Raw genomic sequence first — 16,000 nt, 5'->3', positions numbered from 1 at the left:
CACTCAAAACTTCAAGGTTGCTCATGCTTCTTAACCTAGTGAACTTTTTCAAACCCCTTGTCATTAAAGGTTTGCAGCAGCGTTAGGCTGGCTATATAAACCAAGGGGTTATACACTTCTTAACCAATCGTTTCGCCCTTAATTTCCGTTAAGAGGTTGTTTTCCCCGCTCTACCAGCTCAGACGCCCTATAACCTAACAAGTCAATCTGAGCTTGGCCAATAGTCGTCTCTTTAGAAAAAGGGGTAAACCTAATGGCAAAAGCTGCTGTCTCTCGTTCACGAAACGTGGCGATTGTAGGCCCATATTCCAGTGGTAAAACCACATTGCTTGAAAGTCTACTTTCGGTCACCGATACGATTTCTCGAAAAGGATCCATTCCTGAAGGTAATACGATTGGAGACCATACACCTGAAGCCCGCAATCGCCAAATGACGGTCGAAACGAATGCCGCCTGTACTGAGTACGGCGGCATTCGTTTTACATTCCTTGACTGCCCAGGTTCCATCGAGCTGCTCCAAGAACCGCTACATATATTGATGGGAGTAGACGCCGCCATCGTCGTGTGCGAACCTGACCCTAGCCGAGTACTTACCGTATCGCCACTGCTGCATTTTCTAGATAAATGGGAAATTCCCCATGTTCTCTGGCTCAACAAAATGGATCGGGCCAGTGCACCATTTTCTGACGTCTTAGAAGCCTTAAAATCAGTCTCCAGTCGGCCCCTGGTCCCCCATCAATATCCCATCGGCGCTGGAGCAGACTTGGTCGGGTTCATTGATTTAGTCAGTGAGCAGGCCTATCACTACCACGCAGGAGCCGCCGCCGATCCAGTGCCATTGCCTCAGGAGTTGGCGGTCGAAGAAGCAATAGCCCGCACGGAAATGCTAGAGACCCTGGCAGACTTCGATGATCACCTCTTAGAAGAGCTACTGGAAGAAATTGATCCACCGGAGGACGAGATTATCCAGGATCTCAAAATGGAACTGGGCGCAGACCTAGTGGTGCCCGTCTTTGTCGGTGTAGCCTCTAAGGACTATGGCGTTCGTCCACTGCTGGATGCATTAGTACGAGAAACGCCTGAGCCTCAGGTCACTGCAGAACGACGTGGTATTGATCTGAACTCTACTGAGCCTTTGGTTCAGATTCTCAAAACCTACTACAGTCCCCAAGGCGGCAAACTGTCTTTAGCTCGGCTGTGGCGAGGCACCCTCAAGGATGGAGCCAACCTAGGGCTAGATCGCATGGGCGGTTTGTATTCTTTGATGGGCAGTCAGCAGCAGGCACTCAGTGCAGCGGAAGCAGGTAGCGTGGTTGCGATCGCACGTCTAGAACACGCTAGGACTGGCGACACCCTCACCACAGCAGAAAACTCTGACGAAACCTTACCTATCGCAGATATTCTGCCAGCGGTTTACTCCTTAGCCATTGCTCCCGAAAAGCGCGATGACGAAGTCAAGCTGAGTGGAGCACTCAACAAGCTAGTAGATGAAGATCCTGCTCTGCATTGGGAACAACATGGCGACACCCACGAAGTAATCTTGTGGGGACAAGGAGACGTCCATCTCAAAATTGCCATGGACTGGCTCCGCCGTAAGTACAATCTATCCATGGTCACTCACGTTCCCCAGGTGGCCTATAAAGAGACCATTCGCAATGCCAAAGAGGACATTCGCGGACGCTATAAGCACCAGACCGGCGGCCATGGACAGTTTGGTGATATTTACATCGACATTCAGCCCCTACCGCGCGGAGAAGGGTTTAAGTTCGCTGAGAAAATTGTTGGCGGTGTTGTTCCTAAACAATACATTCCCAGCGTTGAAACAGGTGTGAGAGAGTTTCTCAAGCAAGGGCCATTAGGCTTCCCAGTGGTGGATGTCTCGGTCACCCTTAAGAACGGGTCGTACCACCATGTAGACAGTTCTGACCAGGCATTTAAGCAGGCTGCACGCATTGCCATGCAAACGGGTCTACCCGAGTGCAAACCTGCGTTGTTAGAGCCGATTGCCTCTCTGTCTATATCCGTTCCGAATCGGTTTACCTCTAACGTGCTCACTCTGATTAGCGGTCGTCGGGGTCAGGTGATGGGGTATACCAACAAGGCTAACTGGCCTGGTTGGGATGAGGTGTCTGCACAGCTACCGGTTGCTGAAATGCAAACGCTGATCCTGGAACTGCGTTCGTTGAGTATGGGTGTGGGCTTCTTCAGCTGGCAGTACGACCATCTGAATACTGTACCTGAGAGATTAAAGGAGAAAATTGTGGCTGAGGCTAGCAACCATAAGTAACCGCACAAACTCTCATAACTAAAATCAGGTGCGCTGTTATTTAACTAAGTGACGGCGCACCTTGATCTGTCTGGGATATGATAAGTACATCTATTCTATGATGACGATATTGGGTAGCACTTCCGCTGCAAGGATTGGTGGGCGCTGCCCACCCTACCAATCATTAAAAATTGTCAGGAATTTTAGAGGCACAGACTGTATCTGACTATCACTAGGGAATGAACCCTAAGGAGATACTGTGCAGTCAATTTATTGGTTTTGTTTTGTCATTGGCGGCGTCTTTGTTGCGATCGCCACACTAGGTGGTGCCGGTGATGCAGATTTCGATGCCGATACCGATGTTGATTTTGACGCTGACTTTGATGCCGATATAGATCTAGATGCAGATTTAGATCTTGATGGTGATGTAGACCTTGACGGCGATGCGCCAGATATTGGCCCCAATATCAGTACAGGTGGTGGCTTCGATGCCGAGATAGACACTGATCTTCAGCTCCTACGAAAAGTTAAAGGAGCCTACATCTTCAGCCTGAACATCCTCACCAGTTTCAAATTCTGGACTGTCGGCGGATTTTTCTTTGGTTTGACGGGCCTCAGCCTGAGCTGGGTACAATCCAATTGGCCCGCCTCAGTCATCTTTATCGTCGCTTTGCTCATGGGCATTGTGCTAGGAGGCACCTTGGCCATTACCCTGCGCCACCTGGCTCGTCGCCATGCCGACAGCCTTATTCGTACCGAGGATTTTGCTGGACGGGTGGGCATCGTAGAACTGCCCTTTGATGCCAAAAGCAAAGGCAAAGTGCGTCTGGAACTACGTGGTAGCACTTTGCACATGATGGCACTCACGGACGACACCAAACAATTTGTACCGGGTGATAAAGTGCTCGTCGTTAATGTCGAGAAAAACCGGCTTTGGGTCGTTTCAGACGAAACCGCTGCTCAGCAGAACTAACTTATACCCATTTCATACCCATGACACACACTTTATTCTTGCTGGGACAGACTACACCAGCAGGGGATCAAAAAATATCGGTCCAGGCCGAAACCACTGAGACCGTTAGTTACGAACTTGCCCAGGCCATTCCTATTTCACAGGCTAACCAAAATACAGCCCAGGCAGGTGCCGTTTTAGGCGGTAGTGCCTTAGTTCTTGGCCTGATTGGCATTGGCGCGCTAATCATAGTGCTCAAAACCTGCCTGCGTATTTGCAACCCCAATCAGATTTTGATTATCTCGGGTCGTAAATACAAAAACAAAAGGGGGCAGACAGTCGGTTACCGCGTAGTGTTTGGTGGTCGTACGTTGGTGGTACCCATTATTGAACAGGTACAAAGCATGGACATGACCACCATGCCTATCCCCGTTGAGGTGACAAATGCCTATGCCAAAGGGGGTACACCACTGAATATTCAAGCCATCGCTAATGTCAAAATTTCTAGCAATCGCAGCGTTGTTGGTAACGCCATTGAGCGCTTTCTAGGCCGCAACCGCTCCGAAATTCGTCGGGTGGTCCGCGAAACCCTTGAAGGTAACCTACGCGGTGTTGTCGCCCTACTTACCCCTGAGCAGGTCAACGAAGATCGCATGAACTTTGCCGAGCGCATTGCAGCTGACGTTGCTAAAGATCTCAGTAAGTTGGGACTGCATTTAGATACGCTCAAAATTCAAAGTGTCACCGATGATATGGACTATCTCAGCTCCATTGGTCGCCGCCAAATTGCCAATATCATTCGCGATGCTGAGATTGCCGAATCTGAAGCTGTGGGTGAAGCCGACCGTATCGAAGCCGATTGCCAAAAGCAAGCGGAAGTAGCAAAAACCCAGGCTCTGACAGTTGTACAGCAACAGCAAAACGAACTTCGCAAAATCAAAGCTGAGCTAGAGGAACGAGCCAAATCTGAAGAGGAACGCACCATCGCTGCCGCCAAAGAAGCCCGCGCCCGTGCCGAGCAACAGCTCCAGACAGTACGAGCCGAGCTAGAACGACTGCGTCTACAAGCCGATGAAGTACTGCCTGCCCAAGCTGCAAAACAAGCTCAGGAACTACACGCCAAGGGTCAAGCCGCTGCTCTCGAAGAGAATGCTAAGGCCGCTGCTCTCGTCAACAACATGCTGGCTGAGGTCTGGGCCGAAACCGGAACCGATGCCACCCAGGTCTTTTTGATTCAACAAATTGACATGGTACTGAAGGAAGCCGCTAAAATTCCTGACCGCATCCATCTTAAGAATGTCAACGTTATTGACAATGGCGACGGTAAGTCTATTGCCAACCTGGTCAATGTCTATCCCGACGTTGTCCGTCAGTTCCTTAAACAGGTAGACGACACCCTGGGTATCGATGTTACGGGCACCCTGAACCAAAGCTTAGATTTTCAGCGCCAGTTAGAACCCGCTGTCACAACCCATACAACAACTGTAGAGCCCAACATGGAGGGCAATCGCTAATGGAAGGTTTAATTCTTTTACTCGTTATTTTCGGTGGTGGTTCTGGAGTAATCTCCCTAATCATCCGCAACCTCTACTACATTTGTCAGCCGAATGAGGTACTGATCTTTGCGGGCGCTCAGCAGCGATTGGGGCAAAAAACGATAGGCTATCGTCTGGTCAAAGGTGGTAGCAGCATTCGTAAGCCCTTGGTAGAAAAGGCGCTGCGCATGGACCTCACCAACATGATTATCGAGCTCAAGGTAACTAATGCCTACTCTAAAGGCGGTATTCCGCTGCAGGTAGATGGCGTTGCTAACATCAAGGTCGCTGGTGAAGAACCCGCCATTCATAATGCCATTGAGAGATTGTTGGGCAAGAGTCGAAAAGAGATTGAAAAAATTGCCAAAGAGACCCTAGAAGGTAACTTACGGGGCGTTCTCGCTAGCCTTACACCAGAACAGGTAAACGAAGACAAAATTGCCTTTGCCAAAAGTCTCTTAGATGAAGCAGAAGAAGATCTCGAAAAGCTAGGATTAGTGCTCGATACCCTGCAGATTCAGAACATTTCTGATAACGTGCGCTACCTTGACTCCATCGGTCGTAAACAGCAGGCCCAGCTCCAGCGTGATGCCCGCATCGCCGAGGCCAAAGCCCAGGCAGCATCAGCTATTCAAACAGCTGAGAACGAAAAGATTACCTCTGTGCGCCGGATTGAGCGTGACACTGGCATTGCTGAAGCGGAAGCCGAGCGTCGAATCCAGGATGCCCTTACTAAGCGAGGGGCTGTTGTGGCCGAGGTAGAAGCTGAAATTGCCTCTGAACTCGTCCGTATTCAGTCCGAGATTCCAGTACAGCAAGAGCGCATTAAGCAAGTGACTGAACAGCTTAAAGCAGATGTGATTGCCCCAGCTGAGGCCAATTGCAAACGAGCGTTGGCAGAAGCCAAAGGGGATGCGGCTCAGATTGTTGAAGATGGTAAAGCCCAGGCCGAAGGTACTAAACAGTTAGCCGAGTCCTGGCGCGCTGCTGGAGCAAATGCCCGCGACATTTTCTTACTACAAAAGCTAGAAATGTTGTTGAAGACCCTGAGTGCTACGGTACCCGATGTTGACATTCAGAATGTCACCATGATTGACAGTCAGACAGGGGGCACCGCAAAACAGGCAATTGCCATTATCGAGCAGTTAAAACAGACAACTGGCCTGGATATTGCCAGTGCCGTGAACAATCTGGCTAGTAGCTCCCAGCGATTACCAGAAGGGAAATAATATCAAATTCGATAAAGTCTCCCTGATTCACATTCAAACTAGATAATCTCGTAGGGGTGGTGCCTTCCACCCTGGGATAATTGTCTAAATCTCCTCGTAAACAAAACCCCATGGAGGCAAGCCTATGCCGCTATGGGGTTTATTTGTGCTGACCTTATGCAAGGAAGACCTTGAATTTTGAAGATAGACGTTGTAGGGGCAGCCACAAGGGCTGCCCCTACAGAAATCCAAAGAATTAGGCAGTAATTAAATGATTGAAACAACCATTACATGTGGCCAGCAGTAATGGCACCCACAGCCGCTGTAAACAATATGCGAGTGACTTCAATAACGCCAGCAACGGTAATCACAGCACCAATCTTACGGATAATAGCTGGCGGCATGTTGCCGTCCCATAGTGGGTTAATAGCACCAATGTAGTTAAACTGATTAACGTTACCTTCACCTTGATAACGCTTGATGCTGAGTTCCTTAGGTAGAGCAGGTAAATCCTGATCGCTGGACGATAGCTTGATGGAACGACGGCTAGGCACCTGGTAAGGACCAAACGCATTTATGTACTCTTCAGAACCGGTCAGCTGCTCAGCAAATGTGCGAATGCCCTCTGAAGCCAGCAATGAACTCCACTTGAATACTTCTGACTGAATGGCAGGGCGACCTAGAACCCGCTCAAAGCAAAGCTGAACAAAGCGATAGTTGCTGTTGTTGGCCAGAATGTAGTTCACGAACATATCAGAGCAAATTAGCTCGCGAACCAACTCCTGCGTGGTAATTTCACCATTGAGATAAGCTGAATCCAGAGACTCATTGTGGTGAAAATCAATGTTGCGATTGTCTTTGAAGAGACGACGATAAACTGCTTGCAAGCAGTCTGCCTTATCCATCGTAGAAAACATCTTAATGCCGCTGGCATCACCACTTTCTAAACGGATACCACCGTTGGTGGCTACGGGGATGACCTGATTGTTATTGGCAAGTGTCTGCATTTTTAATTGACTTTTATAAATGGACAAGCAGGCCGACATAGAGCCCTTTAGTCAAGGACATATTAGTGACAGGCCGTCCCCCACTAGCAAAACTGATAAGTATATTTACTCAATTTGTTTAATTATGTTGCATTTTCCTCAGAAAAGGGAGCTCTAAGTGGGGTGCTCACCCACTAGAAACGACTGATATCTGAAGATTCTTGAGAAATCGTTAGGGTTTTTAGACTTCTTTTAGGATACGTAAAGAAGCATAACGATAATTGCAATTGAATAATAATCAGTCTTGTACGCCTGAAGTCAAATCAATAATTTTGCACTAAGGCCATGGCAACCGTCGAAACTAGTATGCGATCGCACCCCACCCTAAGACACAGTCCTTTGCTGCGCATCGTACTGCTCCAAAAATAAAAGCACATCAGCACACCACTGCAGCCAGCTTGTTTCGTAAGCAATCCCTCGTTTCAGGGTGAGGTATTTAAACTGCAGCTCCACAGGGGGTTCAGGATGCCCCAAACACATCTCCTCAATGACACGATACTCATCTAACTGTGCCTGATGTAGTGCCTGGCGATGGTGTAATTCTTTCAACAACATCTCCCGGGGCATTTTATAGCCAATCATCGCCTTCACCAGCAAATCTTCTCGGATTTGGGTGCGTTCAGTAGGTTCTGCATACCAGCGGGTAAGTTCACTCCATCCCGAATCTGTAATGCTGTAAATCTTTTTGTCCGGCTTACCTTCCTGGGGCACCTTTTCAAAATTCACCCAGCCTTGGGACTCCATTTTAGATAGCTCTCGATATACCTGCTGCTGGGAGGCTTTCCAAAAGCAGCTAAGCCCTTCGTCGAAGCGTTTACTAATGTCGTATCCGCTATCGGGTCGCTGGGCTAACAACGCAAGGATGGTGTGGGCTAGGGCCATAGAATTTAAAGACTTAACAGACAGACTTAACAGACAGATTGAATGGAGAATCCGTTGACATATCCAACATGTTGAGTATACGCTATGGAATCATAAGCAACAAGTTGAATATCAATTATTTGATTATCAACTACGCGAATATCAATTAAGTGAATATCAACTGTTTGGATATTGAGCTATGGTTTCATCAACGTCTGATACCAGTGCAAAGCGCCCTAGCTGGCACTGGTTATGGTTGCTGCCGGTATTAGTAGCTCCTGCCATCTGGCTGGGGCGTTTTCGGTCTGGCTCAGCTGTGGCTGAGGATGCGATTCAACCGCTCCCCGTTCAAACCCAAGCCTTAGAACGTGTTAATGAATATCAAGTAGAGCGCACCTACACCGGTGAAATCGTTGCTCGACGCAGTAGTGATCTGGGTTTTGAGCAAGCAGGTACCCTGGTGGAAGTGCTTGTAGATGAAGGGGATACCGTCGCTGCCGGAGCACCTCTAGCTCGGTTAGATACCCGCAGCCTGCAAGCTCAACGTCAGCAGATTGAGGCCCAACGTCGTCAGGCTCAGGCTCGATTTGAAGAATTAGAACGCGGTCCCCGTCAGGAAGATATTGCCGCTGCCGCTGCTGCTGCTCAAGACTTGCAAGCTCAGCTTGACCTGGCGCGGTTACAGCAGGTGCGCCGTGAGAATCTCTATATTCAAGGTGCAATTTCTTTAGAAGAACGAGATGAGGCCAAATTTGGTGCCGATGCCTTAGAAAGTCGTCTTAATCAGGCCAAAAGTCAGTTAGATGAGCTAAACACAGGTACTCGGGTGGAACAAGTCAGCGCTCAGGATGCCCAGGTAGACCAAATTGAGGCCAGTTTGAAAAATTTAGATGTCTCCATTGCTAAAAGCGTTATCTACGCTCCTTTTGATGGTCGTGTCTCTCTGAGGCTTATGGATGAAGGTGTCGTTGTCAGCCCAGGTCAAACCATCATGCGCCTGGTGGAAGGTAATGCTTTAGAAGCTCGTATTGGAGTGCCTAACCAGATAGCAAATCGTATTAATAACGGAGACGTTCAGACTATCGAAGTCAATGGGGTAGCATTCGAGGGCAGGGTCACTGCTGTGCTGCCAGAGCTTGATGATGCTAGCCAGACGGTCACTGTGGTAATGGCTTTGCCACCGGCAGCACAGCCAACAATTGGTGCAACTGCACGACTGGAGTTGCAAGATCAACAGAATGAAATTGGCTACTGGTTACCAACCAGTGCTCTTGTTGCTGGAGAGCGAGGATTGTGGTCGGCCTATGTGTTGGATGAGGCGGAAAGTAACATTGGTGAGAATCTTTATGAGGTGAGTCGTCGAGAGGTGGAGGTGCTTTATGCGGAAAGTGATCGGGCTTTTGTGCGGGGGCTTCTACAGCCAGGGGAAGAGATTATTACAAGTGGTACGCATCGGCTGGTGCCAGGGCAGCTGGTGAAGAATTAGGAGCGTGAAAATTGGTCAATAGCGGTGGGGTTGCTCAGGGCTTTCCTCCCTGAAACCCTTCCTTTCGTGGGGGCCTCCACTCCCCCACCGCTAACCAAGCTATTTTCCTATACAAAGTCTTGACTAAGAACTGCTTTTTCTCTTGACCTAATTATGTTTAATCTATTTTTTCGCAATCGGCAGTTACTGTTTTTGACGCTAACATTAGTTATTGTCTGGGGTCTGTCTGCATTCTTATCATTACCCCGGTTGGAAGATCCTGAAATTGTTCAGCGGTCATCGACGGTGACTACCTTTTTCCCAGGGGCTAGTGCAGAACGAGTAGAGTCTTTAGTAACTGACAAAATTGAGGAAGAGCTGTCTGATATTGAAGAGGTTGAGGAGATTAGTTCGTCTTCTGGTCCTGGCATATCGGTAGTTACAGTGGAGCTGAAGGATACGGTGTCTGCTGTGGAGCCAGTATGGGCACGGGTGCGGAGTCAGATTGACGATGTGATTCCTGAGCTACCTGCTGAGGCAAGTCGGCCTGAGTATGAGGATCAAGAGGTACAGGCAAGCGCCATGATTGTGGGGCTAACGTGGGAGCTGAATGAGCCAGTTAACTATTCGATTCTGCGTCGGGTGGCAGAGGGCTTGGAAGCTGAATTAAGAAACTTGCCTGGGACGGACAGTGTAGAGCTGTTTGGTGAGCCAGATGAAGAGATTCAGGTGGAAATTAGTCAGGCTGATTTGCTGAAGTTAGGCATTAGCGCCCAGAGTTTATCACAACAGATTAGGGCTAGCGATGCGAAGATTTCTACTGGAGAGCTGCGAAGTGATGCTACTGAACTCTTGTTTGAGGTGGACAGTTCTCTGGATTCGCTGGATCGGATTCGAGAAATTCCAATTCAGGTAGGGGCAGAGGGGCAGATTGCTCAGCTAGGAGATATTGCTCAGGTAACCAAAGGAGTAAAAACTCCAGTCTCTGACCTGGCATTGATCGGTGGTCAACCCGCGGTTGTAGTGGCAGCCACTGTTGAGTCTGACTACCGTGTAGACCAATGGGCACAGCAGGCCAGAAAAGTTCTCAAAATGTTTGAAGCTAATCTGTCAGATGGTCTTGGCATCAACATTGTGCTGGATCAAAGTCGGTATGTGCAACAGCGATTGAATGGGGTAATTGGCAACCTGATTGTTAGTTCTCTTTTAGTGATTGGCATCTCCCTGGTGGTGCTGGGATGGCGCTCAGCTCTGATTGTTGGCATGGCGCTACCGCTCTCTACACTGATGGTATTTGGCAGTATGAACGTGCTGGGCATTCCGCTACACCAGATGTCTGTTACAGGGTTAATTATTGCCCTGGGCTTGCTGATTGACAATGCCATTGTGGTGGTGGATGAGGTGCGGGTACACTTGCAAAGTGGCAGCCATCCTGCGATCGCGGTGGGTGAAACAGTGAAGCACCTGACAGTTCCGTTGCTGGCATCCACACTGACTACAGTGCTGGCATTTGTTCCCATTGCCACCTCTCCTGGTGGTACAGGAGAGTTTATTGGCACGATTGGCAGCACTGTAATTTTAGCGCTACTGAGTTCGTTAACTCTTTCACTAACTGTAATTGCAGCCTTAGCCGGCTTAGTCTATCGTTGGCGACCGTTACGTTCTCACTCTCAACATTGGAGTATTGGTGGCTTCTCTAATCAAACTCTCTCACGTATCTATGAGGGAAGTTTACGAGCTGTCTTTCGTCGACCTATTTTAGGTGTATTGATAGCCATGGTGCTGCCTATGGTGGGATTTGTGCAGTTTGCCAGTTTACCGCAACAGTTTTTTCCACCAACAAATCGTGACCAGTTTCAAATTGAAGTGGAACGTCCGGCATCTAGCGCGATCGCAACCACCCGCGCTCAAACCCTGGCTATCCGCAACCTGATCCAACAACATTCAGCAGTCAGCGATATCCATTGGTTTCTAGGCCAAAACGCCCCGTCTTTTTTCTATAACGTAATGGGCAGTCGTCGGAATGCATCTGAGTATGCCCAGGGAATTGTGCAGTTGGAGTCCACCGATAATCTGCGAGAGACAATTAGAACACTGCAAACTGAACTAGATAGGACATTTCCCGATGCTCAGATCCTGGTGAAACAGCTGGAGCAGGGACCACCTTTTGATGCGCCGCTTGAGGTCAGTCTCTATGGACCTGATTTGGAGCAGTTGAGGACACTGGGAAATCAGCTGCGGCTAATATTGTCTCAGCTGAATGAGGTTACCCATACTCGGGCCACGTTGACGGAGCTATCGCCAAAGCTAGCATTGGAGGTGGATGAGGCAGCAGCTAAACGAGTGGGATTGGATAATGGTGCGATCGCATCCCAACTCAGTACTCTTCTAGATGGTCAGCTCGGCGGTTCTATTCTAGAAGACACAGAAGATATTCCTGTGCGTGTACAGCTACCGGAGCAGGAGCGCGGTGACTTAGCAAGCATTACCTCTGTTGATTTACTCAGTGCTACTGGGACAACAGTTCCCTTTTCTGCCGTGGCATCAGTTAACCTACGTCCAGAACTGAGCACTATCGCTCGACGGGATGGACAGCGGGTGAATACGGTACAGGCATTTATTACGGCGGGGTCTTTGCCCAGCACTGTTTTGACTGAGTTTCAACAAGCATTGACAGAGCAGGGCTTTGAGCTACCCACGGGGTATCGTCTCAGCTATGGAGGGGAGGCTGATGCCAGAGGATCTGCCGTTGGTAATCTGTTGTCAACGGTGGGAGTTTTGGTGGTATTGATGACAGCGACACTGGTATTGTCATTTAATTCCTTTGCATTGGCCGGGTTGCTGGCGGTTGTTGCAGTGGCGGCAGTGGGTTTAGCAGCAATGGCCCTGTGGTTGTTTAACTCACTATTCGGCTTTACTGCCATTCTTGGTACGCTGGGTCTGATTGGTCTAGCGATTAATGACTCGATTGTGGTGTTGGCAGCATTGCGAAATGATCCCCTGGCACGAAAGGGAGATGCAGGCGCAACGCGACAGGTGGTGATGAGGGCAACGCGGCACGTAGTGGCGACGACGGTTACAACGATTATTGGGTTTACGCCGCTATTGCTCGATTCGACTGGGTTTTGGCCACCGTTGGCGATTGCGATCGCTGGGGGTCTAGGGGGGGCAACACTGTTGGCGTTGTATTTTATCCCGTCAGCTCATTTGTTAATTCATCGACCTAGGAAAACATTGGTTAAGGTTACAACGAGCTAAAAGGACAACAAGAATAAAACTTTGAATACAAGAGTATCTGAGCTAGATCTCCCCTTGATAAGGCAGGATGTCGAGCATCTTTTCGAGATGTGCATATATGATAGCCCGTAGTTGGGTTGAAACATGAAACCCAACACCCCATCCAACACCTATCCCCCTCCCTTAAGCCCATCCATCGATTTTGGATGTAAAGCCCAACGATATTATGGAGTTAGTAATTGGTGAAACCTTAAGTGATCTTCAAATAACAAGGCTGCTATTACAAAGAAATACTGACTAAAGCCCGTGTGCGAGACTCCATCGTTTGAATCGATCCCACAGCAGCGTGAACCACCTTACCAACAGCCTCCTCACTAGACTGAGCATATCGATCTGCAAGTGTTTGATTGAACCACCTTTCAACATCAATGGTCAGCTGCTCCAACCATGGAGAGATATTGCCTATGGTTAACTGACGAAGTAAAGGATAAACAACAGTCTCCTGACGATGCTGTCCTAGATGACTGTAGCGCGTCTGAAAATAGCGTTCCACATCTAAATCCCATTTCTGTTGAAAACGCATCAGACTTTCCAGCCCCCACGCATCACTCCAACGCAACATAAAACAAGACCAATCAGCCCAATTATTGGGTTTCTGTGGAACATGGGTCACAACTGAGGCAGGTTCACAGAACATGAGCCCACCAACGCGATTCACATTGAGACAAAAATCCATATCTGCCTGAGCCCCCACCAACCTTGGGTCTAAATAGCTAATCTGAGCAAAAATCTCTCGTTTAATCAACAGACAGTTTAACTCTGCAAATTCACAGGCTCGTCTAGACAATTGAGATTTCATAGCTGTTGCTGAACAACCCACAAGAAAGGGTTGTTCATAAAGACAACGACGGGGCTGTCCATCCTGAACATCCATGAAGACCCTGGCCTCACCACCAGCTAGATGAATGCGCTCATGTAAAGGTGTACCCACACAGGTAAGGGGACAAACAACGGCTGCATCCGTCTCTTGGGAACATTGCCAAAGCCTTTCTAACCAACCATTTGAGACATGAATATCATTAGTAATAAAAACTATATAATCTGTCGTAACTTGACTTAGGCCCAGATTCCGGGCTTGATTTGGTGTAAGAAAATGCTCAGAACGTAATAACGTGAAATTATATTTAACTGCTGCTTGGGATAGGTAATTTTTAATCTGTTTGGGTGAACCAGTATCCACATATACAAGTTCAAATGGCATTTTAGTATGCCTGTAGATACTTTCCAGAGTCTGCTGTGTACTACCAAAGCATTCGCGCGGTGAGACGACGATTGTAATCGAAGGCTTTGAGGCTGCTTGGGGTAAAGCATTGGGGTTAAAGCGTTTAGCAGTCATGGAAACCACTCAAAGTTTTCAGGCAAGGACAATAGACAGTAACTGTCAGCAATGACGGGTGGCTCTAAGCGTAGATATAGTTTATTTTTTTCTCAGCTTATTTTTTCTCAATGGAGCATGCTTACAGCTAAACTAAAAGCATGGGTAATTCTACTCAAATATTGTAGTGGCAACCATACACATTGCTACCTCACGGACACAGAAAAAAATAGATAAGAATGGAATGAGGTGTAATTTCTTCTAAGTCATTCAGTTATGGACAGCTGACAGGCTAATCTATCAGCATCCAACATTGAAGCTGACTAGAAGAAGAAATTAAAAGCGTTAACCGGGCTCTAGCTTAGCAAATAGCCTCAGTTATTCAGCCATAAATAGCTAACAGGCTAACCTATCGGCATTCGAATTAAAGCTTACTGGAAAAAGACAAAAGCGTTAACTGGGCTCTAGCTTAGCAAACAGCCTAGAGGAATGTGGGGGCTTTCCAAGAAACTGTTGCTGCTGCTTTTAATTAATAATTAGCTCTCATCTTACTCATCTAAATTATTAATTAGTTCTCATCAAGAAAACTCAGTATAAATAGGGATTTTTATAGCCTTTAGGGAAATTTAAATTCAAGATCATAAATAACTTGATATTGATGCATACCTATAGCTTATACAAATAAACCTCAAAAAAATAATGGTTACTATAGATTTTTGTCTAATTTCTAATGGTAAACCCGACCAAACCATCACCACACACAACGCCTAAACTAAAAACATAGCGGCTGTAGTATGGCACTAAGGTCTAACTCTGTTTTTGAGAGGCAGTTTTTGTCGAATAATCGAATACTCGAACACCACAACCAAGAAAAATCTACCATTGCTGATCTGCGGTATGTTTCAACCCGCCCAATCTAGGTTGCTGGCAAGTTTTACGGGGCGATTCATCGTCTAAATCAGCAACGGCAGAGATCTCAGTTTGCCCCGTACAATTGATGGGCATGATACATCGGAGTAGGGAAGGATGTCGGCTAAACGCTATGCCATCATTGGCACAGGGGCCATTGGCGGTTATTACGGAGCACGATTACAGCAAAGCGGCTGTGATGTGAATTTTCTGTTGCGTAGCGACTATGAGCATGTAAAAAAATACGGCGTATTGGTGGAATCTGTCGATGGTGATATCACACTGCCCCAGGTAAATGCATACAATAGCCCAGCAGATATGCCACCGGTAGATGTTGTTGTTATTGCCTTAAAAACAACACAAAATCATCGTCTTACAGAGCTAATGCCACCGATGCGTGAGGGCGCAGTAATACTCACCTTACAAAATGGCCTAGGCATTGAAGAAGATATTGCCCAACTGGTGTCACCACAACAGATTATGGGAGGCCTTTGTTTTATCTGTTCTAACAAGGTCGGGTCAGGTCACATTCATCACCTGGATTACGGAAAAATTCAGCTCGGAGCCTACAGTGGGAAAAATCAACAGAGAGAACTTACAACCACGATGATGGAAATTGCCGATGACTTCCGTGGAGCAAAGATTCCCATAGATGTCACCGAAGATTTGTTTATGGCTCGTTGGCGCAAGCTAGTGTGGAACGTGCCTTATAACGGATTGTCGGTGGTGTTGGATGCGACCACGAATGAGCTGATGGCAGATGAGGCGGTTAAGGCACAGATCCACACCCTGATGACGGAGGTGATCACGGCTGCCAATGCCTGGGTTGACCATCTTTCTAAGCAAACTGCTTCAACTCGCCATATTCCTATAAATTGGGCCGCTGACATGCTGAATGCCACTACAAAAATGAAGCCCTATCGTACCAGCATGAAAATTGATTTTGATGAAGGGCGACCATTGGAGGTGGAGGCGATTTTAGGTAACCCGGTGAGGGCTGCGACAGAGGTAGGGGTCAAAGTACCGGAGATGGAAAAGCTTTATAAGCAAGTGCGGGCGCTTTCAAATTGAGACACCCTTTACATAGGTTTACACTAGCGGGCGCTTTCGAATTGAGGCACCCTTTACATAGGTTTACACTAGTAG

General features: G+C 47.8%; 10 protein-coding genes. 7 read left to right on the top strand and 3 right to left on the bottom strand.

The features are described 5' to 3' along the window. Positions 1-253: 253 nt before the first annotated feature. The 4 genes from U2F10_RS15250 (at position 254) to U2F10_RS15235 (ending at position 5,982) form a co-directional block, all read left to right on the top strand. Positions 254-2,287 carry an elongation factor G gene (locus tag U2F10_RS15250; RefSeq protein ID WP_163668007.1) on the top strand — a complete coding sequence of 678 codons (2,034 nt, stop codon included), beginning with the start codon at positions 254-256 and terminating at the stop codon, positions 2,285-2,287. A gap of 238 nt (positions 2,288-2,525) precedes the next feature. Further along, positions 2,526-3,239 carry an NfeD family protein gene (locus U2F10_RS15245; protein ID WP_163702623.1) on the top strand — a complete coding sequence of 238 codons (714 nt, stop codon included), beginning with the start codon at positions 2,526-2,528 and terminating at the stop codon, positions 3,237-3,239. Between the two features lie 20 nt (positions 3,240-3,259). Beyond that, entirely contained in the window at positions 3,260-4,732 is a 1,473-nt protein-coding gene (locus U2F10_RS15240) for a flotillin family protein (protein ID WP_163668003.1), read from the top strand. Then, the gene (locus tag U2F10_RS15235; RefSeq protein WP_163668001.1) at positions 4,732-5,982 is read left to right on the top strand and encodes a flotillin family protein; all 1,251 of its coding nucleotides are present in this window, start codon (positions 4,732-4,734) and stop codon (positions 5,980-5,982) included. The genes U2F10_RS15240 and U2F10_RS15235 overlap by 1 nt, the downstream gene beginning before the upstream one ends. Before the next feature lie 266 nt (positions 5,983-6,248). Here U2F10_RS15235 and U2F10_RS15230 read toward each other — a convergent pair whose 3' ends face one another. Next, positions 6,249-6,968, bottom strand: coding sequence for a phycobilisome rod-core linker polypeptide (locus U2F10_RS15230; protein WP_250565089.1), 720 nt, complete (start codon positions 6,966-6,968; stop codon positions 6,249-6,251). A gap of 363 nt (positions 6,969-7,331) precedes the next feature. Then, on the bottom strand, positions 7,332-7,889 hold the full coding sequence (locus U2F10_RS15225; RefSeq protein ID WP_163667997.1) for a PadR family transcriptional regulator: 558 nt from the start codon (positions 7,887-7,889) through the stop codon (positions 7,332-7,334). A gap of 178 nt (positions 7,890-8,067) precedes the next feature. On the opposite strand from U2F10_RS15225, the gene U2F10_RS15220 reads away from it, so the two are divergent. Together U2F10_RS15220 and U2F10_RS15215 are read left to right on the top strand one after the other, a co-directional pair. Then, positions 8,068-9,354: an efflux RND transporter periplasmic adaptor subunit gene (locus U2F10_RS15220; protein ID WP_499872607.1), complete on the top strand. Its 1,287-nt coding sequence runs from the start codon at positions 8,068-8,070 to the stop codon at positions 9,352-9,354. A gap of 153 nt (positions 9,355-9,507) precedes the next feature. Further along, positions 9,508-12,591 (top strand): efflux RND transporter permease subunit, encoded by a 3,084-nt coding sequence (locus U2F10_RS15215; protein ID WP_499872606.1) that lies wholly within the window; start codon positions 9,508-9,510, stop codon positions 12,589-12,591. A 259-nt stretch (positions 12,592-12,850) separates the two neighbouring features. Here U2F10_RS15215 and U2F10_RS15210 read toward each other — a convergent pair whose 3' ends face one another. After that, positions 12,851-13,966, bottom strand: a complete 1,116-nt coding sequence (locus tag U2F10_RS15210; protein WP_499872604.1) for a glycosyltransferase family 2 protein — start codon at positions 13,964-13,966, stop codon at positions 12,851-12,853. A 1,005-nt stretch (positions 13,967-14,971) separates the two neighbouring features. Between U2F10_RS15210 and U2F10_RS15205 the strand changes: the two genes are divergently transcribed. Further along, the gene (locus U2F10_RS15205; RefSeq protein WP_499872602.1) at positions 14,972-15,925 is read left to right on the top strand and encodes a putative 2-dehydropantoate 2-reductase; all 954 of its coding nucleotides are present in this window, start codon (positions 14,972-14,974) and stop codon (positions 15,923-15,925) included. Positions 15,926-16,000: the final 75 nt, after the last annotated feature.

Source organism: Leptothoe sp. EHU-05/26/07-4, from assembly GCF_043421015.1.
Classification (GTDB): Bacteria; Cyanobacteriota; Cyanobacteriia; order Phormidesmidales; family Phormidesmidaceae; genus Leptothoe; species Leptothoe turfae.
Note: the sequence above shows the minus strand (reverse complement) of the source record. Positions and strands in the feature narration are given on the sequence as shown.

Coding starts and splice junctions, on each gene's coding strand:
- U2F10_RS15235 (WP_163668001.1), top strand. CDS start 4,732: ATGGAAGGTTTAATTCTTTTACTCGTTATTTTCGGTGGTGGTTCTGGA.
- U2F10_RS15210 (WP_499872604.1), bottom strand. CDS start 13,966: ATGACTGCTAAACGCTTTAACCCCAATGCTTTACCCCAAGCAGCCTCA.
- U2F10_RS15225 (WP_163667997.1), bottom strand. CDS start 7,889: ATGGCCCTAGCCCACACCATCCTTGCGTTGTTAGCCCAGCGACCCGAT.
- U2F10_RS15230 (WP_250565089.1), bottom strand. CDS start 6,968: ATGCAGACACTTGCCAATAACAATCAGGTCATCCCCGTAGCCACCAAC.
- U2F10_RS15240 (WP_163668003.1), top strand. CDS start 3,260: ATGACACACACTTTATTCTTGCTGGGACAGACTACACCAGCAGGGGAT.
- U2F10_RS15220 (WP_499872607.1), top strand. CDS start 8,068: ATGGTTTCATCAACGTCTGATACCAGTGCAAAGCGCCCTAGCTGGCAC.
- U2F10_RS15205 (WP_499872602.1), top strand. CDS start 14,972: ATGTCGGCTAAACGCTATGCCATCATTGGCACAGGGGCCATTGGCGGT.
- U2F10_RS15215 (WP_499872606.1), top strand. CDS start 9,508: ATGTTTAATCTATTTTTTCGCAATCGGCAGTTACTGTTTTTGACGCTA.
- U2F10_RS15250 (WP_163668007.1), top strand. CDS start 254: ATGGCAAAAGCTGCTGTCTCTCGTTCACGAAACGTGGCGATTGTAGGC.